Origin of the sequence: Mycobacteroides abscessus ATCC 19977, from assembly GCF_000069185.1 — a bacterium.
In the GTDB taxonomy this organism is placed as follows: Bacteria; Actinomycetota; Actinomycetes; order Mycobacteriales; family Mycobacteriaceae; genus Mycobacterium; species Mycobacterium abscessus.
On record NC_010397.1, the window covers coordinates 2889367 to 2914083 of the forward strand.

The 24717-nt window shown below is 65.8% G+C and carries 21 protein-coding genes; 3 read left to right on the forward strand and 18 right to left on the reverse strand.

What is annotated here, in order from left to right; genetic code table 11:
- Positions 1-32 precede the first annotated feature (32 nt).
- Positions 33-590, forward strand: a complete 558-nt coding sequence (locus MAB_RS14400) for a B-4DMT family transporter (RefSeq protein ID WP_012296602.1) — start codon at positions 33-35, stop codon at positions 588-590.
- Here MAB_RS14400 and aroQ read toward each other — a convergent pair.
- The 5 genes from aroQ to MAB_RS14425 form a co-directional block, all read right to left on the reverse strand.
- Positions 563-997 (reverse strand): type II 3-dehydroquinate dehydratase, encoded by a 435-nt coding sequence (aroQ, locus tag MAB_RS14405; protein WP_005057656.1) that lies wholly within the window; start codon positions 995-997, stop codon positions 563-565. The two genes, MAB_RS14400 and aroQ, sit on opposite strands and share 28 nt — an antisense overlap.
- A complete protein-coding gene (gene aroB, locus MAB_RS14410) occupies positions 994-2112 on the reverse strand; it encodes a 3-dehydroquinate synthase (RefSeq protein WP_005082357.1) in 1119 nt (372 codons plus the stop codon). The genes aroQ and aroB overlap by 4 nt, the downstream gene beginning before the upstream one ends.
- Complete coding sequence (locus tag MAB_RS14415) at positions 2105-2755, reverse strand: shikimate kinase (protein WP_005111371.1); 651 nt, start codon at positions 2753-2755, stop codon at positions 2105-2107. The genes aroB and MAB_RS14415 overlap by 8 nt, the downstream gene beginning before the upstream one ends.
- Positions 2752-3990 carry a chorismate synthase gene (gene aroC / locus MAB_RS14420; protein ID WP_005093578.1) on the reverse strand — a complete coding sequence of 413 codons (1239 nt, stop codon included), beginning with the start codon at positions 3988-3990 and terminating at the stop codon, positions 2752-2754. Before aroC ends, MAB_RS14415 begins: the two co-directional genes overlap by 4 nt.
- 66 nt (positions 3991-4056) lie before the next feature.
- Positions 4057-4497, reverse strand: a complete 441-nt coding sequence (locus tag MAB_RS14425; protein ID WP_005111373.1) for an A24 family peptidase — start codon at positions 4495-4497, stop codon at positions 4057-4059.
- Between the two features lie 37 nt (positions 4498-4534).
- On the opposite strand from MAB_RS14425, the gene MAB_RS14430 reads away from it, so the two are divergent.
- Both MAB_RS14430 and MAB_RS14435 read left to right on the forward strand, forming a co-directional pair.
- Entirely contained in the window at positions 4535-5332 is a 798-nt protein-coding gene (locus MAB_RS14430; protein ID WP_005111376.1) for a methyltransferase domain-containing protein, read from the forward strand.
- Between the two features lie 9 nt (positions 5333-5341).
- Positions 5342-6061, forward strand: a complete 720-nt coding sequence (locus tag MAB_RS14435; protein WP_005093581.1) for a TetR/AcrR family transcriptional regulator — start codon at positions 5342-5344, stop codon at positions 6059-6061.
- On the opposite strand, the gene MAB_RS14440 is transcribed toward MAB_RS14435, so the two are convergent.
- From MAB_RS14440 to MAB_RS14500, 13 genes are all read right to left on the reverse strand, one after another.
- Positions 6044-7057 (reverse strand): AurF N-oxygenase family protein, encoded by a 1014-nt coding sequence (locus tag MAB_RS14440; protein WP_005057639.1) that lies wholly within the window; start codon positions 7055-7057, stop codon positions 6044-6046. The two genes, MAB_RS14435 and MAB_RS14440, sit on opposite strands and share 18 nt — an antisense overlap.
- Positions 7058-7196: 139 nt before the next feature.
- A complete protein-coding gene (locus MAB_RS14445) occupies positions 7197-8012 on the reverse strand; it encodes a shikimate dehydrogenase (protein WP_005114425.1) in 816 nt (271 codons plus the stop codon).
- The gene (gene mltG / locus MAB_RS14450) at positions 8002-9288 is read right to left on the reverse strand and encodes an endolytic transglycosylase MltG (RefSeq protein WP_005115286.1); all 1287 of its coding nucleotides are present in this window, start codon (positions 9286-9288) and stop codon (positions 8002-8004) included. Before mltG ends, MAB_RS14445 begins: the two co-directional genes overlap by 11 nt.
- Positions 9285-9785, reverse strand: coding sequence for a Holliday junction resolvase RuvX (gene ruvX, locus MAB_RS14455; protein WP_005057628.1), 501 nt, complete (start codon positions 9783-9785; stop codon positions 9285-9287). The genes mltG and ruvX overlap by 4 nt, the downstream gene beginning before the upstream one ends.
- A gap of 5 nt (positions 9786-9790) precedes the next feature.
- Positions 9791-12466, reverse strand: coding sequence for an alanine--tRNA ligase (gene alaS / locus MAB_RS14460; RefSeq protein WP_005093585.1), 2676 nt, complete (start codon positions 12464-12466; stop codon positions 9791-9793).
- Between the two features lie 224 nt (positions 12467-12690).
- Positions 12691-13017 (reverse strand): hypothetical protein, encoded by a 327-nt coding sequence (locus MAB_RS14465; RefSeq protein WP_005082368.1) that lies wholly within the window; start codon positions 13015-13017, stop codon positions 12691-12693.
- Positions 13018-13087: 70 nt separating this feature from the next.
- Positions 13088-14443 (reverse strand): replication-associated recombination protein A, encoded by a 1356-nt coding sequence (locus MAB_RS14470; RefSeq protein ID WP_005122769.1) that lies wholly within the window; start codon positions 14441-14443, stop codon positions 13088-13090.
- A 31-nt stretch (positions 14444-14474) separates the two neighbouring features.
- Entirely contained in the window at positions 14475-15317 is an 843-nt protein-coding gene (locus tag MAB_RS14475; RefSeq protein WP_005057615.1) for a DUF3097 domain-containing protein, read from the reverse strand.
- A gap of 182 nt (positions 15318-15499) precedes the next feature.
- Positions 15500-16672, reverse strand: a complete 1173-nt coding sequence (locus MAB_RS14480) for a kae1-associated kinase (protein ID WP_005093587.1) — start codon at positions 16670-16672, stop codon at positions 15500-15502.
- A 120-nt stretch (positions 16673-16792) separates the two neighbouring features.
- Positions 16793-17818 carry a zinc-binding metallopeptidase family protein gene (locus MAB_RS14485; protein ID WP_005057610.1) on the reverse strand — a complete coding sequence of 342 codons (1026 nt, stop codon included), beginning with the start codon at positions 17816-17818 and terminating at the stop codon, positions 16793-16795.
- Positions 17811-18725, reverse strand: coding sequence for a transglutaminase family protein (locus MAB_RS14490; protein WP_005091036.1), 915 nt, complete (start codon positions 18723-18725; stop codon positions 17811-17813). Before MAB_RS14490 ends, MAB_RS14485 begins: the two co-directional genes overlap by 8 nt.
- Entirely contained in the window at positions 18722-21325 is a 2604-nt protein-coding gene (locus MAB_RS14495; protein WP_005111384.1) for a circularly permuted type 2 ATP-grasp protein, read from the reverse strand. Before MAB_RS14495 ends, MAB_RS14490 begins: the two co-directional genes overlap by 4 nt.
- A 91-nt stretch (positions 21326-21416) precedes the next feature.
- Positions 21417-24716, reverse strand: coding sequence for a transglutaminase family protein (locus MAB_RS14500; protein WP_005093589.1), 3300 nt, complete (start codon positions 24714-24716; stop codon positions 21417-21419).
- Position 24717 lies beyond the last annotated feature (1 nt).

Below are 24717 nucleotides of genomic sequence, written 5' to 3' on the forward strand. Positions count from 1 at the left end.
AGGTGTCGACGCTACCGCGATACGCTGACCCCATGCCCGAGGCTCAGTCTGCCCCTCTTCGCGCAAGCGGCTCGTCGGCCACACGTGCTCTCACAACCCAATGGCTTACCCGGGGCGCCGTCTTCGCGGTCCTTATGGTGCTGGTGCGCGTGGTGCAGGGATTGGCCATCAGCCTCTGGGAGACCCACGGCACCGCCATTAACATCGTGCTGGTCCTGGTGTTCCTGGCAGCGGTCACGGCGTGGGCCGTTGCCGACGGGCGCGGCGATGCGCAGCGTAACCCCGATCCGGATCGCCGCGAGGATCTGGCCATGTGGTGGCTGTTGGGCGGAATCTTCGCCGGTGTCGTCAGCGGCCTGGTGATCTGGCTGATCAGTCTGTTCAACGACGGGATTTACGCCGCGAGCATCCTTGCCGAGCTCACCACCACCGCGGCGTTCGTCGCACTGCTGGTCTTTGTGCCGGCCATGGCCGGTGTCTTCGCGGGCCGGCTACTGGTGGACCGCAAGCACAAGGAACACGCCGCGCTGCAGCAGTCCGATACCGACGTGTTCCAGGCGGTTCAGGAAGAGGCAGACGCCACGAAGTAGCGCAGGGCCAGTAGATAGCCCTGGACACCGAGCCCGACGATGACGCCGGTGGCCAACGCACTGAGGTATGAGTGGTGTCGGAACTCTTCGCGCGCATGCACATTCGAGATATGCACCTCTATCAGTCCCGCGCTCAGTTCGGCGCACGCGTCCCGTAGCGCCACCGACGTATGGGTGAACGCACCGGCGTTGAGGATGACGGGATCCTTAGCATCGGCGGCATCATGCACCCAGCCGAGCAGTTCGGCCTCGCTATCGCTTTGGCGCACCTGGACGTCAACACCCAGCACCGCGGCCTCCGCCTCGATGAGCGATACCAGCTCGGCGTAGGTGACGCTGCCGTAGACGGCGGCCTCTCGTTTACCCAGACGCCCCAGATTGGGTCCATTGAGAACCTGAATCGTCATAGCAGGACTCCTTCGCCGCGCGCCTCGCCCGCCACCACCGAATAGGCGGCTGCCAGCAGCGACGGATCCGGACCTTCCAAACGTCCCGGCTTGGCCAATCCGTCAAGCACCACGAAACGCAGTATGCCCGAGCGGGTCTTCTTGTCGCCCTGCATATATTCGACGAGCTGGCCCAGCGCATCGGCGTCGTAGCTGACCGGCAGCCCCAGCGCCGAGAGCACCCGAGCATGACGATCGGCGGTTTCATCGTCCAGGCGGCCCGCCAAGCGGCCCAGTTCGGCGGCGAACACCAGCCCCACCGAGACCGCGGCGCCGTGACGCCAGCGGTACCGCTCACGGCGCTCGATGGCATGGCCGAGCGTGTGGCCATAGTTGAGGATTTCGCGCAGCTCGGCTTCCTTCTCGTCGGCCGCCACCACCGTGGCCTTGACCGCGATGGAGCGTTCGACGAGTTCGCGCAGCACGGGCTTGGACGGGTCGATCGCCGTCTCCGGGTCGGCCTCGATGAGGTCGAGGATCACCGGATCTGCGATGAAACCGGCCTTCACCACTTCGGCCATGCCCGCGATGATCTCGTTACGCGGCAATGACTCGAGGGTCGCCAAGTCAACCAGTACGGCACCCGGCTGATGAAATGCGCCGACGAGATTCTTGCCGGCCTCGGTGTTGATACCGGTCTTTCCGCCGACCGCGGCATCGACCATGGCCAGCAGCGTGGTGGGCACGTGCACCACCTTGATCCCGCGCAGCCACGTGGCGGCGGCGAATCCCGCCGTGTCGGTTGCCGCCCCTCCCCCGAGGCTCACCACGGCGTCCTTGCGTCCGATTCCGATGCGGCCCAACACTTCCCAGATGAAACCGAGGACGGCCAAGTCCTTGCCCGCCTCCGCATCGGGGATCTCGACGCGATGCGCATCGATGCCGCTGTCGGCCAGCGTCTTGCGAATTTCCTCGGCGGTGACCGCCAGGGTCGGCTGGTGCAGGATCGCCACCTTGGCTAGCCCCTGCGAGCCCTTCAGATTATCCACCAACTCACCCAGCAGACCCGTCCCCACGATGACCGGGTAAGGCGGGTTCACCTCGACGGTGATCGTCGTCGGGTTGGCGCTAGTCATTGTCGGCTCTCTCCCTGGTTTCGGTTCCGGAGGTATTGGTTTGGGTTACCGCCGCAGCGCCTGCGCTACGCCGCCGCGAACGGGGGCGCCGGCGCGGGCGACGCCGCCGTGACGAGGCCGAGCCCGCGCTGCCCTCGGGGTTCTCCAACCGGGACACAATCATTCGCACCACCGCACCCGGATTTCTCCTGTCGGTGTTGACCTTGATGGTGGCGACTTCCCGGTACAGCGGCACCCGCTGCGACATCAGGGCGTGGTACTTTTCGGCGCGGTCCGGTCCCGCCAGAAGTGGGCGTACCACGCTGCCACCGGTGCGCCGAATGCCCTCTGCGGCACTGATTTCCAAATACACCACGGTGTGCCCGGCGAGTGCCTCACGTACGCCAGGGGTCAGTACGGCGCCACCGCCCAACGACACGACCCCGTCCTGCTGGTCGAGCGCCTGCCGAATCACTGACTCCTCGATGCGCCGGAACTCCGGCTCCCCATCGTTGGCGAAGATCTGCGCGATGGTGCGCCCGGCCTCGGTTTCGATACCGGTATCGGTGTCATAAACATTGACGCCCAATGCTTTTGCCAGCCGACGGCCAATGGTGGACTTACCCGATCCGGGCAGTCCGACGAGAACGGCTTTGGGGCTCATCCCGCTGTGTTAGCCGCTCTTCGCGCAGGCTGCTCATCAGAAGATTCTTGGCGCGGCTCCCGCTGCGCCACAGCATCAAGGTACGCAGCGACATTGGTCTTGGTCTCGGACAGGGAGTCACCGCCGAACTTCTCCAGGGCGGCGCGGGCCACCACCAGCGCGACCATGGCCTCGGCGACCACGCCGGCGGCCGGAACCGCGCACACGTCCGAACGCTGGTGGATCGCGACCGCCTCATCGCCCGTGGACATGTCCACGGTCGCCAACGCCCGTGGGACGGTGGAGATGGGCTTCATGGCCGCACGCACCCGCAGCGGCTGGCCGTTGGTCATACCGCCTTCCAGGCCACCGGCGCGGTTTGTGGAACGCAGGATGCCGTCGGGTCCGGGGTAGATCTCGTCGTGCGCCGCGCTGCCCCGGCGGCGCGCCGTGGTGAATCCATCGCCGATCTCGACACCCTTGATGGCCTGAATGCCCATGATGGCGGCGGCGAGCTGGCTGTCCAGCCGGTCCTGCCCGCTGATGAACGAGCCCAGGCCGACGGGCAGTCCGGCAACCACGACCTCCACCACACCGCCGAGGGTGTCGCCGTCCTTCTTGGCGGCCTCGATCTCGCTGATCATCGAAGACTCGGCCTGCGCGTCGAAAGCGCGCACGGGGCTGGCGTCGATGGCAGCCAGATCCGCCGCATCGGGCACCGGCCCCTCATACGGGTCGGAGTCACCAATGGAAATGACGTGCGAGATGACATCGACGCCCAGAGCCTGCTTGAGGAAGGCCTTGGCAAGGGTGCCCACCGCCACACGGGCCGCGGTCTCGCGCGCACTGGCGCGTTCCAGCACCGGGCGGGCGTCGTCAAACCCGTACTTGAGCATGCCCGCGTAGTCGGCATGCCCGGGACGGGGCCTGGTCAACGGCGCATTGCGTGCGATGTTCTGCAGCTCGGCGGGGTCAACCGGGTCCGGAGACATCACGGTCTCCCACTTGGGCCACTCGGTGTTGCCGACCTCGATCGCCACCGGGCCGCCCAACGTCAGACCGTGGCGCACACCTCCGAGCATGGTGACCTGGTCGGCCTCGAAGGCCATCCGGGCACCGCGGCCGTAGCCCAGGCGGCGGCGTGCCAGCTGCCTGCCGATGTCCTCCGATGTCAGTTCGACACCAGCGACCATGCCTTCCAAGACCGCGACCAGCGCGCGTCCGTGCGATTCACCTGCCGTGATCCAGCGCAACACGTCTTCCATTGTCCCATGCGGGCAGGTCGGTCCTCCAAATCGATCGGCGCAGTGGATGCTTCTTTGTCAGATACCCGGTGTCGTGGCGCCCAGCCCGGCCGCCACCGCCGTAGCCAGGCACATCGACGGCCCGTGCGGAACCGTCGCTCCCCGGCGTCCCAATCCCAGGAGCACCAGGCCGGTCAGCCCCGTCACCAGCGGTGCACCGATCGCCGCCAGGAACCACGCGTCCAGCCCGAACGCCCCCGCCAAGCCCCCGGTGCTGACCGCAAGCTTGACGTCTCCGGCACCCATCGCGCGCGGTGACAGCAGGTGGGCGGCCAGATACAGCGCCGTCAGAGCCGCCGCTCCCGCCCATATCGAGGGCCCGCGCCCCCACAGGCCCACCGTGATGATCACCACCGCGGCGGGCAGCGTCAGCCAGTTCGGCAACCGGCGGTATCTGATGTCGAAATAGGACAGTGCCGTCATCCAGCACAGCACCGCCACCCCCGCCCCATAAATCATGTGGGGAATCTAACTCCGCGGGGCTAGGTTTGGAACAGTGACCAGGACACCGAAAACCCAGTGGAGCCCGCAGGAGTACAGCCGTTTCGGTGATGAGCGCAGCCGGCCGTTCTTCGAGCTTCTTGCCCGCGTCCAGGCTGTGGATCCGCGTACAGTCGTTGACTTGGGTTGTGCCAGTGGGGTCCTGACGCTCGAGCTGGCGCGGCGCTGGCCGAACGCATCGGTGCTTGGTCTGGATTCTTCTGCCGAGCTACTCGCCACCGCCCCCGCGGACCTGCCCGCCAACGTTCGCCTGGAGCAGGGCGATATCGCGGATTTCCGCGCCGACGGTGTGGACGTGGTGTTCACAAATGCCGCGTTGCAATGGCTTCCGCAGCACCGCGACCTCATCTCCGCCTGGGCTCACCAGCTCAATCCGGGTGGATGGCTGGCCTTGCAGGTTCCCGGCAACTTTGGCGCCCCCTCGCACGCATTGATGCGCCAGGTCGCCGAATCGCCCCGCTGGGCAGCGCGCCTAGCCGGCGTCCTGCGCGGAACAGACAGCACCGACGGGGCAGAAGATTATGCGCGCCTGGCGATTTCCAGCGGCCTGGTTCCGGACGCCTGGGAAACTACGTATGTGCACCTGCTCGGCGGCGATGACCCGGTATTGCGGTGGGTGCACGGTACCGGTTTGCGGCCCGTCATCTCGGCGCTCACGGCCGACGAATTCGCGGAGTTCGAGTCCGAGTACGGCGCACTGTTACGCCGGGCCTACCCGCGCTCCGGCGATATCACGCCGTTTGGATTCCGCCGGATCTTCTGTGTGGCATCGAAGCCCGATGGGGCTCGATAGACTCAACCGGTGCCAGATACCGATGCCCAAGAGCGTTCACTGACCGGGCACGAGGCACGCTGGGAAAGGCACAACTCGGCGCGGCAGACCCGGATCGTGGAGTCGGCCGTCGCGCTGCTCGACGAATCCGCGCCCGGCACCGAGATTCCCGTGCAGTCGATCGCCAAACGCGCCGGGCTGGCCAAGTCGGTGGTCTATCGGCAGTTCGAGGGACGCGAGGATCTTGACCGCCGGATCCGCTCGTATCTGCTCGAAGACTTCGATACCACCATCTCGTCGCAGCTCGACGTCAACAGCGGTTCCATCATCGATATCGCCACCAGAACCATTCGGGCAGTTCTGGATTGGATGACCGACTACCCCCATCGCTACGAATTCATGCGCTCCGGAGCCACCGACGACGATCCCGCCGTCGATGCGATCAGCACGGTCAAGGTGCGCATGGAACAGCGCGTCCGCGGCGTCCTGATCCCGATTACCGAGATGCTCGGAATCGATTACAGCCCCTTCGAATCGGTCACCTATGCGGTGGTAACCATGGTCGAGGGAAGCCTGTCGCGGTGGCTACGAGAAGCCGAGCCGGTCCGCACTCGCACGGAGATCGTCGAGGATCTCGCGAACTACGTCTGGTACGTCCTGGACGGAGCGGGGGGCTCGGTCGGCGTGTCCCTTGACCCGACGACCGAGCTCATGACCGCGCTGGCCCAGCTGTCAGGCGCCAACCGCTAGCGGAGCGCCCGCGTGCGAACGGTCGGGCTCGCTGCGGTACCGCGAGGGCCGGCCGTCGATGTGCAGCAGCTTCCACAGCGGGCGCACCCACCAGGGACGCAGCCCGATGTCCTCGGTGAGCTTGCGCATATCACCGAAGTAGCCGGACAGCGTGTTCCGTGCGTGCTCACTGCGCCAGAAGGCTTCCTTGAAAACCTCACGTGGAATATCGAATTCGGTGGCGAAAGACCTCGGCGGCGTCATGATCTCGCCGGCCAGCCACCGCATGGTCAGCGGGAACAGCACGGTGCAGATGGCCTTTTTGCGCTTACTCATCAGCGGCACGTGCACGCGCAGGAACTCGCCGGCAAAGGAGATGTGCCGCGCCTCTTCGGCCACGTGGATCTGCATGACCCTGCGGACGGCCGGGGGCTGATCAATGTCGTTGCGGATCAACGACTTCTGATAATGATCGATGGGCTCCTCGCCACCGAGAATGCCGATGAAGAGAACCACGTGAGCCCATCCGCCCAGTACACCGATGAAGGGTGAGGCCCGGCGGAACCACTTGCGCATGCCGGGCACGTCATCGCCGATGCGGTTGACGAGCTCCTGGAACATCTGGATGTGGTTGCACTCCTCGGTCATCTCGTGGAGGCAGTAACGGAACTCCGGGGAGCCGTTGGGCAGCTTCATGAGGTACTGCATCATGCCGCGGATCAGGATGCTCTCGAAGGCGAGACCAACCTTGACCGCGTTGGCCTGACGCCAGCGGCCGATCTCGATCTGGCGCTCCAGCGGCTGGTTGCGGTACCACTCGGTGGCGCCCAGGGTGTCCAGCTCGGGATCCAGCACCCAGCGGGGGTCGTTGCGGTCGATCTGATAGTCCGGGGAATCCCAATCGATGTCCTCGAACGGGTCGAAGTGCAGACGCACCGACCCTTCCGACAGCGTCTGCAGCGTCTGCAGGTACTCGGCATCGAATGCACCCGACTTGGGAACGGTGAACAGCGGCATTGCTTCCTCCTCAACTGCCCTCCAATTTAATGGGACACAACATCCCACGCAAGAGCTGATGGGACCGAAAGTCCCACAAATTTCGTAAGACCAGGTGAGAAGCAAGCCCCCATGCCGCGAGCAGGGTGGAGCCGGGTGATCAGTGCAGGGCCGCGGCCATGGCAGCACGTGGAGCGGACAGCCCGGTGAAGAGTTCCACCTGGGTAAACGCCTGGTTCAGCAACATGTCCAGCCCGCCGACCACCACTGCCCCGCGGCGCTGCGCGGCGGCGGCCAGCGTGGTGGGCCACGGATGGTAGATGACATCGAGAATCGCCGGTGCCGCCGCCAATGACCGCGCATAGGGAGCAGCGGCCTCCGCGGGCACGGTGCTGACCAGCACACCCGCGGCCTGACACACCGAAGAAAGCTCCGCGTCCGTAAAACTGAGCACCGAGGCACGCAGGCCCAGGTGCTCGGCAAGCTCGAGTACGCCCTGTGCCCGGCCCGCGTCACGGGCCACCACCGTGAGAGCGCGCACGCCCATCGCGGCAAGCGCAACGATCGCCGGGCGGGCGGTTCCACCGGCCCCCACAATCACCGCGGATTGTCCCGCCGGGTCGATGCCGGCGCCGGCCAACGCCCCCGAAACCCCGTCGACGTCGGTGTTGTCGGCATGCCAACCATCACCGGAGCGCACCAGCGTATTGGCGGCGCCGATCGAGCGCGCACGCTCGGTCGAAGTCGACGCGAACCGCAATGCGGCGAACTTGCCCGGCATGGTTACCGAGAAGCCCACCCATTCAGGACCGGCACCGCCGACCACATCGGGCAGCTGCTCGGCCGTGCACTCGATTCGTTCGTAGGTCCACCCGGTCAGGCCCAGCGCGCGGTAGGCCGCCACGTGCAAATCCGGTGAGCGCGAATGCCCGATCGGTGAACCCAGGACCGCGGCGCGGCGAATCTCAGCGAGCACTGTCCAGGATGCCGTTCTTCTTGGCGAGCTCGATATTCGCCAAGTGCTCGTTGTAGTCGGCGGTGAACAGCGTGGTCCCCTCGGCGTCAATGGTGACGAAGTACAGCCAATCCCCCGACTCCGGACGTTCGGCCGCCTGCAGCGCCTCCGGGGAGGGCGAGCTGATCGGTGTGCCCGGAAGGCCCTGTGACACATAGGTGTTCCACAGCGTCTTACGCTCACGATCTTCGTCGGTGGTCGCGACTTCCTGCCGGTCCAACGGGTAGTTCACGGTGGAGTCGAATTCGAGCTTCTGATGTTTGGCAAGACGGTTGTAGACGACCCGCGCCACCTTCGCGAAATCCCGGGGCTTGGCCTCGCGCTGCAGCAAGGACGCCACCACCAGCACCTGATAGGGCGACAGCCCGGCCGCATCGGAGCTCAACAGTCCGAGTTGCTGATATTGGGCGTTGCTTTCCCGGATCAAGGACGCCAGGATCTGCTCCGGCTCCGCCATCGGGTCAAAGTCCCAGCGTCCGGCGGCGATCAGTCCTTCGATGCGGCGGTGGTCGTCGCGCACGGCGTTGACTCCGTTGGATGCCCAGTCCGGCACGTCCAGCTCGCCTTGAGAGGCCGTCGTGGCGGCCTGGCGCAGATCCGAGGCGGCCACACAATGTTTGTCCCCGTCGAGATCCACACAAGAGGCACGGGCGATCAGGGTGAATATGCCCTCCGTGACCGCTCCATTGGAGACCGCCGAGACGTCGTCGAGCTGGCGCCCCTCGGGGATGACCAGCAGACCTACTCGGTTGTCCTGCTCGGCGAGGCGTGCGACCGCCTCCTTGCCGGCGATCTTGGTGCGCAGCTTGTAGAAGCCGGGCTGGATCGCGGCGATGGCCTGATTGCCCGCCGCCGCGTCGGTGAAGGCACTCGGGGTCGCCACCACCCCCTCGTCCTTGAGGCGCTGGCCGATCACCTTGGTGGTGTCCCCACGGTGTACCTCGAACACGAAGTCCTTGACGCCGGATCCTGAATAGTCGGTGACGGGACGGTCGGCACCGAACAAGCTGTCCCATAACGTGGCCCCACCGACGACGGCCGCGACCGTGATGATGACAACCGCCGCAAGTCCCAGGATTCCCGCGTTCCGCCGGCGCCGCGCCGCCGCCCTGCGCCGCGCCCGCTCCCGGCGGGTCTCTCGCGGACGGGGCCCAACGGCGACCGGCACGGCCCGGCGGCCGCCTCCCCAGTCGTCATCGTGCTCCTGGCGATCGTCCCAGTCGCGCCAGTCGCTCAAGGCGTGTCCCCTTCACTGCCGCACCGGCGCCGCTGCTCAAGCCAATCCTGCAGAATGGCCACCGCCGCCGCCTGGTCGATGATGCCGCGCTGCTGACGAGACCGTACTCCTGCCTCACGCAGGGAACGCTGGGCGGTAGTAGTAGTGAAACGCTCGTCCACCAGCCGCACCGGCACCGGAGCTATCCGTTCGCCCAGCTCACGGGCGAATCCGGCCGCGTCGCGCGCCGACGATCCCGTGCCCTCACGCAGGTTACGCGGGAGGCCGACCACGACCTCAACCACGCTCATCTCCTCGACCAGCTCCGCGATACGCCGAAAATCACTGTCTTCCTTAGCATCCCGCGAGACTGTCTCGACCGGGGTGGCGAGAATTCCGTCAGGATCGCTCGAGGAGATACCAATTCTGACGGTACCCACGTCCACGCCCAGCCGACGGCCGCGCCCCGGGTCGTCGGGGCCAGGACGATCCGGGGTGGGGGCTGCGGTATCGGGCACTCGGCTCAGGCCCGGCGGATCTGTGCACGCAGCGCCTGCAGTGCCGCGTCGATGCCCGCCGGATCCTTGCCAGACCCCTGCGCGGTGTCGGCCTTGCCGCCGCCACGGCCGTCCACCGCGGGGCCGATAGCGCCCACGAGGTCGTTGGCCCGCAGCCCGGCGTCCTGAGCGGCCTGGTTGACCGACACCACAAAGGGCACCGAGCCCTCGCCAGCGGCGATCAACGCCACCACAGCGGGATCACTGCCCAGGCGACCGCGGATGTCGCCCACCAGACTGCGCAGATCGCCCGCACCCGTCCCATCTGGCAGGCGGTGAGCCACCACCGTGACACTGCCAATACGTTCGGCGTTGTCCACCAAGGTTGCGATGGAGGCCTTCACCGACGCCAAACGTGTTTGCTCCAGCTCTTTTTCGGCTACCTTGAGCCGCTCCACCAGCGTGGCGACCCGGCCGGGCACCTCTTCAGAAGGCACCTTCAGACTCGACGAAAGCGCCGCCATCAGCGCGCGTTCCTTGGACAGGTACCGGACCGCGTCGAGTCCGACATAGGCCTCCACGCGACGGACCCCGGAGCCCACCGAGGATTCTCCCAGCAGCGTGACAGGCCCGATTTGTGAGGAGTGCGCCACGTGGGTGCCACCGCAGAGCTCCAGCGAGAACGGTCCACCGATGTCGACGACGCGCACGCGGTCGCCATAGTTCTCGCCGAAGAGCGCCATGGCGCCCATCGACTTGGCCTGGTCCAGATCGGTGACAAAGGTGTTGACCGGGTAGTTGGCCTCGACCGCCTTGTTGGCGACGTCCTCGACCTCTTGCCGCTGCGCCTCCGAAAGCGCGCCCTGCCAACTGAAGTCGAAACGCAGATATCCGGGCCGGTTTAGCGATCCGGCCTGAACAGCGTTGGGGCCCAACACCTGCCGCAGTGCCGCGTGGACCATGTGGGTACCCGAGTGGCCCTGGGTGGCGCCGTGACGCCAGTGTGGATCCACCGAAGCCACCACCTGGTCACCCTCGACGAACTCGCCGGATTCCACCGTGACCTTGTGTACGAACAATGTTTTGGCGATCTTCTGGACGTCGGAAACCTTCGCCTGCGAGGTCGCGTTCGCACCGTCTCCGCGAATGGAACCCACATCGGCGATCTGACCGCCCGATTCGGCGTACAGCGGAGTGCGGTCCAGCACGATCTCGGCTTCGGACCCCGCCGACGCCACGGGCACCCGGGCGCCATCCACGAAGATACCCAAAATCCTTGCTGCCGAATCTAATTCGTCAAATCCGGTGAATTCCGTGGGTCCGGCATCAACAAGTTCCCGGTATGCCGACAGGTCGGCGTGAGCGTGCTTGCGGGCTGCGGCATCGGCCTTGGCGCGCTGCCGCTGCTCGTTCATCAGCTCCCGGAAGCCCTTCTCGTCCACCGAGAGTCCGGCCTCGGCCGCCATTTCGAGGGTGAGCTCGATGGGGAATCCGTAGGTGTCGTGCAAGGTGAACGCATCGCTACCCGAAAGCGTGCTTTTTCCTGCCGTTTTCGTCTTGTCCGCGGCATCCTCGAACAGCTTCGAACCGGAGGCCAGGGTGCGGTTGAACGCGGTCTCCTCGGCGACGGCGATTCGGCTGATCCGTTCAAAGTCGGTGACCAACTCCGGGTACGACGGGCCCATCTCGTCACGCACTACGGCCATCAGCTCGCCCATCATCGGCTTTTCGACGCCAAGCAACTTGGTGGAGCGGATGATCCGGCGCAGCAGGCGGCGCAGCACGTAGCCGCGGCCTTCATTGCCGGGGCTGACCCCGTCACCGATGATGATCGCCGCCGTGCGGGCGTGGTCGCCGATGACGCGGTAGCGCACGTCATCCTCGTGGTTGCCCTGCCCATATCCGCGCGGGGCGACCGCTGCCACGCAGTCGATGACGGGCCGCACCAGGTCGGTTTCGTAGACGTTGTCGACACCCTGCAGCAGACACGCGATGCGCTCGACGCCCATACCGGTATCGATGTTCTGGCGCGGCAGCGGGCCGAGGATCTCGAAGTCCGTCTTCGAGGTGCCCTCACCACGCTCGTTCTGCATGAACACGAGATTCCAGATCTCGATGTAGCGATCCTCGTTGGCCTCCGGGCCACCCTCGATGCCGTACTCGGGGCCGCGGTCGTAGTAGATCTCCGAACAGGGGCCGCACGGTCCGGGGATACCCATGGACCAGTAGTTGTCGGCCATGCCGCGACGCTGAATCCGGTCCAGCGGGAGGCCCGCAACTTCCTGCCACAGCCCGATGGCCTCGTCGTCATCCAGGTAGACGGTGGCCCACAACTTCTCCGGGTCGAATCCGTACCCACCCTCGGACACCGGATTGGTCAGCAGGGTCCAGGCCAGCCGGATGGCTTCCCTCTTGAAGTAGTCGCCGAAGGAGAAGTTCCCGGCCATCTGGAAGAACGTGTTGTGCCGGGTGGTGATGCCCACCTCGTCAATGTCCGGTGTGCGGATGCACTTCTGGACGCTGGTGGCCGTGTTGTACGGCGGGGTCCGCTGCCCCAGGAAGAACGGCACGAACTGCACCATGCCGGCGTTGACGAACAGCAAGTTGGGGTCGTCGAGGATCACCGAGGCACTCGGCACCTCGGTGTGACCGGCCTTCACGAAGTGGTCCAGGAATCGCTTCCGGATCTCGTGTGTCTGCATGTCGTCCTTGGGTGTAGCTGGGGAATCTGACCGGACCACCCTACCGGTGCGTCCGCCTATCGCCGGTATACGCCAAGGTCAGGCGGTAACGCCAGTGAGTATCTACTCCGTCACACCGCCCTGAGCCGACCGAAATGAGACGCTCGGCACGGATGAACACGCACCGATTGTGATCGCAGCAAGTGCGATCGCGTGCGGTGTTTGTTCAGCCGCCGGCGCCACCGCTAAGGACCGGTCGGTGCGTCCCGGATCGAGCTGTCCACGGCGCCGCCGATGGGCGCGGTGACCAGTCCTGTAAACGGCCCCAGAAACGGGCCCAAGACGATGCCGGCACCCGCGGCGGCGGCGTCACCGGCGGCCCCGGCGCCCACATCCCGCCCGTACTGCTCGACCCAGGGGTCGACCGGCGGAGGCGGCGGCGGGCCGGGATCTTCGAAGACCGGCCCGGGGCCCGGATCGGGCTCCGGGTCTGCCCAGGCCAGGGCGGGCATTGTCATCACGGCCATCGACGCGAGTAGTCCGCCCGCAGCCAAACGCATACGCAACGTCATGTCTTCAGTATGCCGAGAGTGCGATTCGTGTCGATGTGTGAGCAATAACCGACCACATCCGCACGCTCGATCAGCGCTTCAGGCCGCGCCGCACGATGGCCCGCAGCTTCTCCAGCCGCGAACCGATCTCGCGTTCGTTGCCGTGATCGGTGGGCTGGTAGTAGTCGGCCCCCACCAACTCGTCCGGCGGATACTGCTGCGCCACCACGCCGTCACGGTCGTTGTGCGGATAGACGTAGCCGACGGCATTGCCGAGTTTGGCGGCCCCGGAGTAGTGCCCGTCGCGTAGATGCGGCGGAACCAGCCCGGCCTTGCCCTCACGAATATCGCCCATCGCCGCACCCAACGCGGCCGGGACCGCTCCCGATTTCGGCGCGGTCGCCAGGTGGATCGTTGCGTGGGTGAGGGTCAGCTGTGCCTCCGGCATCCCGATCAGTTGCACCGTTTGGGCCGCCGCCACGGCCAGCGGCAACGCCGTGGGATCGGCCATGCCGACGTCCTCGCTCGCCAGGATCATCAGTCGCCGCGCGACGAAGCGGGGGTCCTCCCCCGCCGTCAGCATGCGCGCCAGATAGTGCAGCGCGGCATCCACGTCGGAACCGCGGATCGACTTGATGAAGGCGCTCACCACGTCGTAGTGCTGGTCACCATCGCGGTCGTAACGCACCGCGGCGCGGTCCACCGACTGCTCCACCACCTCCACGGATATGACGGAGCCCGCCCCTCCAGCTGTTTCAAAGGCGACCTCCAGGGCGGTCAGCGCTCGCCGCGCGTCACCAGCGGCGAGCTGCACCAGCAGGCTCAGCGCTTCCGGGTCCACGGCCACGGCCCCGCCGAGCCCCCGTTCATCGGCGATAGCCCGGGTGAGCACCTCACGAATATCGTTGTCGGCCAAAGGTTGCAGCTGCAAGATCAGTGAACGCGAAAGCAACGGGGCCACCACGGAGAAGGACGGGTTCTCGGTGGTGGCGGCCACCAACAACACCACCCGGTTCTCGACGGCGGCCAGCAGCGCGTCCTGCTGGGTCTTGGAGAACCTGTGCACCTCGTCGATGAACAACACCGTCTGCTGGCCGTGATAAGCGAGGGCGGTGCGGGAGTTCTCTATGACGGCCCGCACCTCTTTGACTCCGGCTGACAGCGCCGACAACGCCTCGAACCTGCGGCCGGTAGCTCCTGAAATCAGCGATGCGAGAGTGGTTTTGCCGGTGCCAGGAGGTCCGTACAAGATGACCGAGGCGGCCCCGGAGCCATCGACCAGACGGCGCAACGGAGATCCCTGTTTGAGCAGGTGCCCCTGTCCCACCACTTCATCAAGTGTCGCTGGGCGCATCCGGACAGCAAGCGGCGCATTAGGCGGCACCCCGGGGTCCGCGGAGGACGAGTCGAATCCGCCCCCTGGCACGTCGAACAGGCTGTCTGACACGTCTCAGGCTTACCACGTCCGGCCGACGGGTTCAGCCCGCCGGCTGCGTGACGAAATCGATAAGTTCCTCGACGCGGCCGATCAGGGCGGGCTCCAGGTCTGTCCAAGTGCGTACCTTGCCGCGGATTCTGCGCCAGGCCTCGGCGATCTCGGTCTGGCTACCGTGCGGCCAGCCGAGCGCCTGGCAGATGCCGTGCTTCCATTCGATGTCGCGCGGCACGGTGGGCCAGGCGTGCAGCCCGATGCGCTCAGGCTTGACCGCCTGCCAGATATCGACGAACGGATGCCCCACCACCAGCGTGTGAGCACCGTACGGCCCCTTCTGCACCGTCTCGGCGATCCGTGATTCCTTCGATCCCTTCACCAGGTGATCGACCAGCACCCCGAGCCGTCTGCCCGGGCCGGGCTGAAACTCCTTGACAATGGCCGCCAGGTCGTCGACTCCGCCCAGGTATTCCACCACGACGCCTTCAACACGCAGGTCGTGGCCCCACACCTGTTCGACGAGTTCGGCGTCGTGACGGCCTTCCACATAGATCCGGCTGGCCAATGCCGTGCGTGCCTTGAGCCCGTGTACCGCAACCGATCCCGACGCGCTCCTGGTCGCCTTGGTGGGTGTGTGCCGCAGCGGTTCTTTGAGAATGACCGGCTTACCGTCGATGAGATAGCCGGGGCCCACCGGAAACCCGCGCACACGGCCATGCCGGTCCTCCAGGTCCATCCGTCCGTATTCGATGCGCACCACGGCGCCCACGAATCCCGTCTGGGCGTCCTCGACCACGGTCCCAATGGTCGCGGCGACCTCCGTCGAGCGCGGACGCCGCGGGGCGTGCGGGTTATTGGACAGGACATCGGATCCATAACGGTCAGCCACCCGGCGATCGTAGGAATGCGTCCAGGCCGCGCAGCGTTACGACGCGCCCGTGTGACGAGACCGTGACCGTGACCGCGCGGGTGCGCGGGTGCGCGGGTGCGCGGGTGCACAACAGCAATCCCCGACACGCACCGCTCGACGACCGCACATCGAGGAACCGCCGTGACGAGGCAGACGAACGGTTAGCTGTCCCTGAGGGTCTCGCCACGCAGACCGCCGATCACATCGGAGGCATGTGCGGCCACGACATCGTCGCCGACACGTTCGGCGGCCGCCCGCAATGCCACCCATCGGCCCAGAAGCGCGGAATGACTAGGTGCGGGGTTCTCGAAGACGGCCGCGTCGTCAGCCGCGTCGTCTTCGCCTGCGGTGGCCGCGTCGACATCCACCATGAAGTATTCATGAGTTGCCAGCCACACCCACATCAACCGCGCGTCCAGAATGCGCCGCGCGAGGTTGTTGTCGTCGGCCAGCCCCGGGGCGATCGAGACCACATCGGATCGCCAGGCTTCGGTCATCGCGTCATCAAGTTCGGCGACTTCCTCACGTTCGGAAGCGCCCAGAAACTCCGGGTAAACGGTGAGCGCGTGCGCGATGTCCAGCACGATGTCGCGGAAACCGCCCCATTCGTAGTCAAGGATCCGGACACCGTGTTCGGTCACCAGGATGTTGTCGGGAGCGACCTCCGAAGGGCTGAAGGCCCGCACACCGCCCTTCCCGAAAAGGTCAGCTGTTTGCTGAAGGCGAGTGATCAGCGCAGCCGGCACCTCAAGGGAGTACTCACTTCTCAGGATCTGCTGCAGCGGCGCGATCGAATCCGCTCCGCCGAGACGCTGCTGCGAGGGGTCCACATCGGTCTTCTTCACGTCCAGGCGCCGGAGCAGCGCAGCAAAGTCTCCTTCGCGCCCCACCGTGGCGACGTGCATGCGTCCGAGAGCCTGCGCCCACGCCATCAACGCGTGGTTTATCGCAGCGTGATTGCGCTCCGCGAGCAGCTCTGACATGGTGGGCGCCGAACCCAGATCAGTGAGCACGATGAGGCGGTCGGCGATGGAGTAGGCAACCAGCTCGGGCCCGGGCCGATGCTTGGCCGTCAAGGAATTTGCGAACTGATACGACACCACTTCACGAAGCACGGCGGCATCGGATCCCCCCTCGGGGACCTGCTTGATCACCATGGACTTCGGCAACGCAAACGGGTTCTGGACGGCGCGCACCCGGATGACGATCGCAGGGCCGCTGCCACCGAGATCTTCCGGTTCAGCGAGCGTTACCGTCGCCCCCGCGCGCCTGGAGAGCAACTCCTCGGCTGTGGCGATAACCTGCGCGACGGGGTCTGCCAATAATGTCGTCATTACCGTCTCACCATACCCCGTCTTTATAAGACTGTGGGCCGTCACACACTCATCGCAATATTCGTATCCGCATATTTGCCAGGCTGCTACCAGCGGCGATCTTGCCCGGGTTCGGCACAGTCACTCGGCCGCGTCGCCCGCCGCCATCACGATCTCGTGGATCAGCCGCATCTTCTCCAGGACGGGACCCGGTAGCACGAACGGGTACAGGTCAAGGTGCCCCATCGAGCGATTCACCATGTTGAGCGACCAGGCCAGCGGCAGCCACATCTCGATGATGGTGTCGAATCCGCTCGGGCCAAGCACCCTGCGGTCGAAGGTGCCGCCCGCGGGCGCCAGCGCGAAGGACGCCGCGGTATCCAGGGTGTCGCGGATGTGCAGGTAGTGGGCGAAGGTCTCCGCCCAATCCTCGGCGGGATGCATGGTGGCGTAGGACGAGACATAACTCTCCTCCCAGCCCTCGGGAGCACCTTGCTGATAATGGCGGTCCAGGGCTGCCTGGTAGTCAGCGTCCGCATCGCCGAACAGCGCATGAAATCTTTCCAGGTATTCCGCCGAGCCCCCAACAAGTCGGTAGTAGAAGTAGTGCCCGATCTCGTGGCGAAAGTGCCCGAGCAGTGTTCGGTACGGCTCGTCCATCGAGATACGGAGCTGCTCGCGGTGTACGTCGTCCCCTTCCGCGAGATCCAGTGTGATGACCCCGTTGTGATGACCTGTCATCACCTGCTCCTGCTCGCTGGACAGTAAGTCGAAGGCCAGCCCGAACTCGGGGTCGGTGTCGCGCCCCGTCACCGGTAACCGCAACTCGGCAAGCTCGGCGATGAGCCGTCGCTTGGCCTTCTCTGCCTCCGCGAAGGCCGGCAACGCCGCGGTGTCGGCGTCATTGGGCCGGGTGCGGGTCAGCGCGCAGGATGCGCACAGCGTGCCGGCGGAGGCGCCACTGACCAGCCAATTACATTCTGCTACATGCAGATTCGCACACAACTGATGATCGTCGGCATCGACGAAGCCGGGCGCCGCGTCCGCGGCGAGCACCAGCAGCGCCTTCTGGTCGAGCGAAAATCCGAGATGACTACCGCAGGACAGACATACCGAGTTTTCGAATGCCAGATGCTGACCACACTGGGGGCAGATGAAATCACGCATGCGCGGGACTCTCCTCACAGGGTGCGACGTCCACCGATACCTCGATGCTGCTGCTGTCGGAATCGGTGTAGATGATGCCGCGCAGAGGCGGAACGTCCGCGTAGTCGCGGCCCCACGCGACGGTGACATACCGTTGGTCGGCAATCGTGTCGTTCGTCGGGTCGAAGGCGATCCAGCCGTCGGGTGGCACCCATACCGCCGCCCAGGCGTGGGTGGCGTCCGATCCGACCAGGCGAGGCTGCCCGGGCGGAGGATTCGTTGCCAGGTAACCGGATACGTAGCGGGCAGCCAGTCCCTGCGTGCGCAGCGCGGTCGCTGCGATGCGGGCGAAGTCCTGACAGACACCCTCACGCGCGGCCAGCACTTCGCTGACCTTGGTGGAAATAGTGGTAGAACCGGAGCGGTACTCGAAGTCACGGTAGATCCGGCCCATCAAGTCCACGACGGCCTCACCCAGCGGTCTGCCCGGAGTGAAACTCACTGCGGCGTAATCACGTACGTCGTCGGTAATCTCGGGCGGAACCAGATCCAAAACAAACTCGGTGGCCAGCGCCCCCGCGCCGGTCGAGTCCTGGTACGCCGGCCGGGCCAGCTCCCACGGCTGCTCCCACCCGGCTCCCGACGGCGCCAGATTCTCGACATCGACGATCGACCGCGCGGTCACGCTCAGTTCGCGATGCGGGGTGGTGACGTGGAAATAGGAGCTCAGATTCCCGTACAGGTCCCTCCCGGTAGACCTGTCCGAAGGCTCGGGTTCGACGATCAGTTCGCTCGATTCGCAATGCTGCCAATCGGTGTCGCGCGGCGTGAGATAGCCGCGCCCGTAGGAACTGGTGACATCGTCGGAGTACCGGTACAGCGTGCGGTGCGTGACCTGATAGCGGATCGAGGAGAGGCCATTGGTCATGGCAGCCTCCGCCTGGTATCCGGACCCCACAACGGTTGCATCCCGGTCGGCATCGACAAGTGGGTCGCGGTGACCACCGAAGACAGTTCACGCAAGGCATGATGGACGCTGTCGAGGGTTTCGGCCAGCGTGTCCCGCAACCCTTGCTCTCCGGTGGTCTCCAAATCCGCGGGGTCGATCCGTCGCAGCTGCGTCACCAGGTCTTCCACCAACCGTTCGGGGCGTGAAGTGCCCGAGGCACTGGGCAACGACTTGAGGTCGGTGCGCAACGATTCGACCTGATACAAAAGAGATCTCGGGTTATCGGCATCGAATAACAACAGGTCGGCAACCGCCTCCAGACTGATCTTGCCCCGAGTGCGCCGACGGTACATCACCGAGGACTCACACGCCACCAGTGTGGATTCGGTGACCGACTGTTCGGCGGCACGACCGCGCTCCGTGGTCAGGGTGGACCGCAACAGGGCGGTCAGGCCGAGGCCACGTTCGATGCGCTTACCGATGTCCATGATGGTCCAGCCGATGTCGTGAACGGTGGACTCCGCCGCCAGCCCGGACAACGCGAGAAGCCCTGCCAGTACCTGGGTTTGCGTCGCGGCCAGCACAGTGTCATCGGCACGGGTCGGGGCATCGCCGGATCGCCTGAACTCGTCATACTCGGCCGCGGCGGCCGCGATGGCCCGATCCATCCCGCCCAGCACCATCCAGGTGTCGTTGGACATTTGGTCACGGACCGCGCGGGCGGCCAGGCCCAGCCGCTCTACCGACTGCGCCAGTGAACCTGACCGCTCCTTGTCCACCGTGAGAGACCACAGCTGGGTTCCCAGATCCTCGGCCGCGGTGTCGGTACCGGTGATGTCACCCAATGCCTTCAACAGCACCGGAACACATTCACTGGCCTCCATGAATTGCCGGTACCGATACTCGTGGAAGCGTTCGCGAGTGACCGATAGCAGCCTGACCAGATTCTCCGCGCGCTCTCCGTAGCGCCCCAGCCAGAACAAGTCCGACAACACGCGCGGCGAACTGACCGCGTCGGATCCCGCCGATCGGCCACCGGGCAGGTCCAGCGGCGCCACCGTCAGGGCACGCTCGGTCTGATCCCGGTCCGGCTGCTGGACCCAAAGATCTTTAGCGGCAAAGCTGTTGAGAGTGGAACCCGAGTATCCGGAAGCCGCGACATAGCCGAGGCCACCGATCATCGGCGCGTAGCCACCCCGCTGCGCCACTGTGAACAGCCGCATGCCGACGGGCGCGGCGGTGAGCGCGCCCGAGCGCAGGTAGGTGGGAGCCACGGACAATTCGGGGAGTTCTTGACCGACCCAGCGCCAGGGTTGCGCTTCGATACGTGCCCGCAGCGTTTCCAGCGTCTGCGCGGACTCCAATGGCCCGGTGTAGACCTCCTCCTCCGCTGTCGATTTCACCAACAGCGAGGCCAGGTTGGCGAGTAGATGCGAGCGCTCCGTATCGATGCCACCCCACCATGATTGGCCGCCGGACAAGGCAAGTGGCTCGTCGAGTAGTCGTCGCGACAAATCCGGCAGGAAACGGGCCAGGCCCGGATTCTCCAACACTCCGCTGCCCAGTGAGTTGACGACGGTCACCGCGCCCCGGCGGAGTACCTCGACCAACCCGACGACGCCGAGCTGGGAGTCGGCCCGCAGATCGAGCGGATCGGAGTAGTCGGCATCCACGCGGCGCAACACCACATCAACCCGGCGCAGGGTGCCGAGCGAGCGCATCCATAGCTTGCCGTCGCGTACCACCAGATCTGCGGACTCGACCAGCGGGAAACCCAGCACCGAGGCGAGGTAGGCCTGATCGAAAGAGGTCTCCGAATGGATGCCGGGGCTCAGCACCACGATCGTCGGATCCTCCACGGACTCCGGCGCGACATCGATCAGCGCCAACCGCAGTGTCTGCGCGAAAGACGAAGTTGGCCGCGGCGCCACCTTCTCGTACAGATCGGGCGCGGCATGGGCGACCACCCGCCGGTCCGCCATCGCATAACCGGCACCGGACGGTGCCTGTGTCCAATCCGCGTTCACACGAAAGTCGCCGGTGGCGGTGCGGCTGATATCGCAGCCGAGCAGAAACAGCTGGTGCCGCCCCGGCAGGGCCATGCCGTGAGCAGCCCGCACATAGCCGGGATGCGCGAAGAGCAGCTGGGGCGGCAGCGCTCCGGAACTGATCAGCTCCTGTGCTCCGTATAAGTCGCTGAGAACCGCATCCAGCAGGGTGGCCCGCTGGGTGAGCCCGACCTCCAGAACATTCCAGTCGGCGGGATCCAGCAGCAGGGGCAGCCCATCCAGGCGCCACGGCACCGGATGAGCGGGCGCGTCGGGGCCGGACACGGATCCGGGTGCGCGGCGCGGATCCATGTAGGTGATGCCGTCGCTGTCGACAAGCGTGTGCACACGGTCCAGCAGGCGATCCAGGCCGGGACGGCCGCGCTGCGCGATGGCGTCGGCAAGGTCCGTCCATGCCGGGCGAACGCTGCCGTCTGGAGCCAGGAACTCGTCGTAACCCGCCTGGTCGCCCCGGCGCCCGACCTCGAACAGCGCGCCCTGAGCGCGCGCGCTCGCGTACTGCGCGATCAACGGGTTGTCGCCCACAGCGAAGCCGGGTCCGACGGGAGCCCCCGAAGCAGGTGCTGCCACCGGCCGTACCTTCCTTCCCGTTTATGCGGTTCTACCTGCGTCCCACGGTTCTCGCCCGACGTAAATCCAGGATGCCTGGCGCCACGGCGTCGGTGGACATGCGGGCTTGTTTCTCGCGCAAGTCTGACAAATCGACGCGTCCGGTGGTGTAACCGGTGGCATCGAAACGCCGACCACGGCGCGCCTCCGCGGCCACGGCGTTGACCGGAGGATCGTCGTAGGAGCGGCCGCCCGGGTGCGAAACGTGGTAGGTGCAGCCACCCCGAGACAGCGCGTTGGCCGTGTCGATGAGCTCGAAACGTAAAGGATCGTCGACGGTGATACTCGGGTGCAGGGCGCTTGGCGGCTGCCAAGCCCGATACCGGACACCAGCCACCTGCACATCCGGGTTTTCGGTGGACAACAGCGGGATGGGCTCGCCGTTGCAGGTGACGACGTACCGGGAGCGATCGGCTCCGATAACCCGCACCTGTACGCGTTCGATCGAGGAATCCACGTACCGGGCGGTGCCTCCCGAGGTGGCCTCCTCTCCGAGTACCCGCCACGGTTCGATGGCGCCGCGCAGTTCGATCTCGATGCCATCGAACACCGCGGTACCGATGCGTGGGAACCGGAACTCGGTGAACGGATCGAGCCAGCTGGTTTCGAAGGCGATGTCATGCGCACGCAGATCGGCTGCTACCTGCGCGATGTCATGAATAATGAAGTGCGGCAACAGGTAGCGGCCGTGCAGGTTCGCGCCATGCCGGACCAGCGGTGCGCTCAGCGGCTGTGCCCAGAACCGGGCCACCAGCGCGCGCACCAGCAGCGACTGCACCATCGCCATCTGAAAATGCGGAGGCATCTCGAACCCGCGCAACTCAAGCAGGCCCAAGCGCCCACGAGCGCTGTCAGGACTGTAGAGCTTGTCGATACAGAACTCCGCGCGGTGGGTATTTCCGGTGATATCGGTGAGCAGATGCCGCAGCGACCTATCGATATGCCACGGGGCTTCCGAATCGGCCAGCCGTTCAATCTCGGCGAAGGCAATCTCCAACTCGTACAACGCCTCTTCGCGTCCCTCGTCTACGCGGGGAGCCTGCGATGTGGTGCCGACGAACCGTCCGGAGAACAGGTATGACAGCGCCGGATGATGCTGCCAGTAGGTCAGGAGCGAGACCAGTAGATCGGGCCGGCGCAGCAATGGCGACGTGGCTGGAGTGCGGCCGCCGAGAGTGATGTGGTTGCCACCACCGGTTCCGGTGTGAGTTCCGTCCACGTCAAAAGACTCGGTGGTGAGTCGCGCCTTGCGCGCCTCCTCATAGAGCACCTGCAATTGCCGAGACTGCTCGGCGAAGCTGGCCGTGGGGGTCACGTTGACCTCGATGACCCCTGGATCGGGGGTGATGCTCATCGCCTCGATCCGCGGATCCGGCGGTGGCCCATACCCTTCGATCACCAGCGGACAGGTCACCGCCGCCTCGACGCGCGCGATGAGATCCACGAAGTCGTCCACCTGCTCCAGCGGCGGCAGAAACAGATACAGCAGGCCGTCACGAATTTCCGCGACCAGAGCGGTGACCGGCGCGCCCTCGGCAGGCACCACCACAGCGGGCGCCGGGGACCGTTGGGCTCCCAATTCCGCAGGGGCGCTGAGCGGGTCTGCCTCTGCGGACTGCGGCGCCGGCTGCCAGGAAACCGCGTCCAGGGGCAGCCGGAGCCCGGCCGGAGAATCGCCGTCGGTCAGCACGATCCGGCCGCGGCGCAGTGTCCAATCGGCGCTTTCCCAACCGTCCTCGCCCCGGTGCAGGGGCAGCACATAGGCCGTCGGCTGGGTCACCGCCTCGTCCAGACGGTCCAGTAGACCGGTTCGTCGCTCCGCCGAGTCCTCATAGGGTGCTGGATCGTCGGCCGTGTCGATCGGATCGCCGGCCGGGCGCCGGATCGAGGCGACGAGCCGGCTCAACGGGTCCTCGTATGCCGGGCGTACCTGGCTGTCGGGCAGCCCGAGATCACTCGCAAGAGCACTCAACAGCGCCCGGTCGGCACCCTGGGGTGTGGACCACTGGCGTTCACCGTCCCATGGGTCTGCCAACAGCTCGGGATCGGACCATAGCGGTTGGCCGTCCCGGCGCCAATACAAACCGATCTGCCAGCGCGGCAGGGGCTCACCCGGATACCACTTGCCCTGACTGCGCTGCACCAAGCCCGTTGGCGCCCAGGCCGCTTTGAGGCGGGCGGCAAGATCGCTGGCACGTGCCCGCTTGTGCTCGCCATCGGCCGCGGTGGTCCACTGCTCAGAGGTTTGGTCGTCGATGGACACGAATGTCGGTTCGCCACCCATGGTTAAGCCAACGCCCGCCGCATCGAGCCGGGCATCAATCTCTTCGCCCAGCGCGACGACCGCTTCCCAGGCCGATGCCGTGTACGGCAGCGTGACTCGCGGGTCTTCGTGGACACGGGTGACGGTGTTGGAGAAGTCCAGCGTGGACTCACACATGTCGGTGGCGCCCGTGATGGCGGCGGATGTCGACGGATGCGGAGTCGCCGACAACGGAATGTGACCTTCCCCCGCGAACAGTCCCGATGTCGGGTCCAGCCCCACCCACCCGGCACCAGGGATGTATACCTCCGCCCAGGCATGCAGGTCGGTGAAGTCGGCAACCGGCCCTGAGGGACCATCGATTTCGGCGATATCCGAAGTCAGCTGGACCAGGTATCCGGATACGAAACGCGCGGCAAGTCCCTTCTGTCGCAGAATGGACACCAGCAGCCAGGCAGTGTCACGGCACGAACCAATGCCCACGGCCAGCGTGGTGTCTGGACTCTGCACGCCGGGCTCCAACCGCACCGCGTATCCGACGTCCGAGCAGAGCGCCTGATTGAGCGTGACGAGGTAGTCGATGATGCGTGTGGTGGGCGCCATCGTGAAGTTGGCCACCCAGGCCCGGACCAGTTCACCGGGCCCTGAACCGGGTTCGGATTCGTCTACCGGCTTGAGGTAGGGCTCTAGATCAGCCGCTAGCGCGGGTGGATACACGAAGCCGATGTGTTCGGCCCATTCCTCGATGAAGAAGTCGAACGGATTGACCGATTTGAGGTCGGCAATGAGCCCGACTGTGATCGACAGCTGCCGGGTCCGGTTCGGGAATACCACGCGGGCAAGGAAATTACCGAAGGCATCCTGTTGCCAGTTGATGAAGTGATCGTCGGGTGCGATCCGTAAGGAGTACGCCTCGATAGGTGTACGAGTGTGCGGCGCCGGACGCAACCGAATCTCGTGCGGGTGCACCTGCACGAGTCTGTCGAACGCGTAGCTGGTCCGATGCTCCAGCGCCACCTTGATGCCCATC

What these genes read in the sequence shown, in the direction of transcription:
- alaS (WP_005093585.1), bottom strand. Translation starts at nt 12,466, where the DNA reads ATGCAGACACACGAGATCCGGAAGCGATTCCTGGACCACTTCGTGAAG.
- MAB_RS14485 (WP_005057610.1), bottom strand. Translation starts at nt 17,818, where the DNA reads ATGCGTGATTTCATCTGCCCCCAGTGTGGTCAGCATCTGGCATTCGAA.
- aroQ (WP_005057656.1), bottom strand. Translation starts at nt 997, where the DNA reads ATGACGATTCAGGTTCTCAATGGACCCAATCTGGGGCGTCTGGGTAAA.
- MAB_RS14480 (WP_005093587.1), bottom strand. Translation starts at nt 16,672, where the DNA reads ATGACGACATTATTGGCAGACCCCGTCGCGCAGGTTATCGCCACAGCC.
- MAB_RS14500 (WP_005093589.1), bottom strand. Translation starts at nt 24,716, where the DNA reads ATGGGCATCAAGGTGGCGCTGGAGCATCGGACCAGCTACGCGTTCGAC.
- MAB_RS14465 (WP_005082368.1), bottom strand. Translation starts at nt 13,017, where the DNA reads ATGACGTTGCGTATGCGTTTGGCTGCGGGCGGACTACTCGCGTCGATG.
- MAB_RS14400 (WP_012296602.1), top strand. Translation starts at nt 33, where the DNA reads ATGCCCGAGGCTCAGTCTGCCCCTCTTCGCGCAAGCGGCTCGTCGGCC.
- MAB_RS14490 (WP_005091036.1), bottom strand. Translation starts at nt 18,725, where the DNA reads ATGACCAATGGCCTCTCCTCGATCCGCTATCAGGTCACGCACCGCACG.
- MAB_RS14415 (WP_005111371.1), bottom strand. Translation starts at nt 2,755, where the DNA reads ATGAGCCCCAAAGCCGTTCTCGTCGGACTGCCCGGATCGGGTAAGTCC.
- MAB_RS14425 (WP_005111373.1), bottom strand. Translation starts at nt 4,497, where the DNA reads ATGATTTATGGGGCGGGGGTGGCGGTGCTGTGCTGGATGACGGCACTG.
- aroB (WP_005082357.1), bottom strand. Translation starts at nt 2,112, where the DNA reads ATGACTAGCGCCAACCCGACGACGATCACCGTCGAGGTGAACCCGCCT.
- MAB_RS14440 (WP_005057639.1), bottom strand. Translation starts at nt 7,057, where the DNA reads ATGCCGCTGTTCACCGTTCCCAAGTCGGGTGCATTCGATGCCGAGTAC.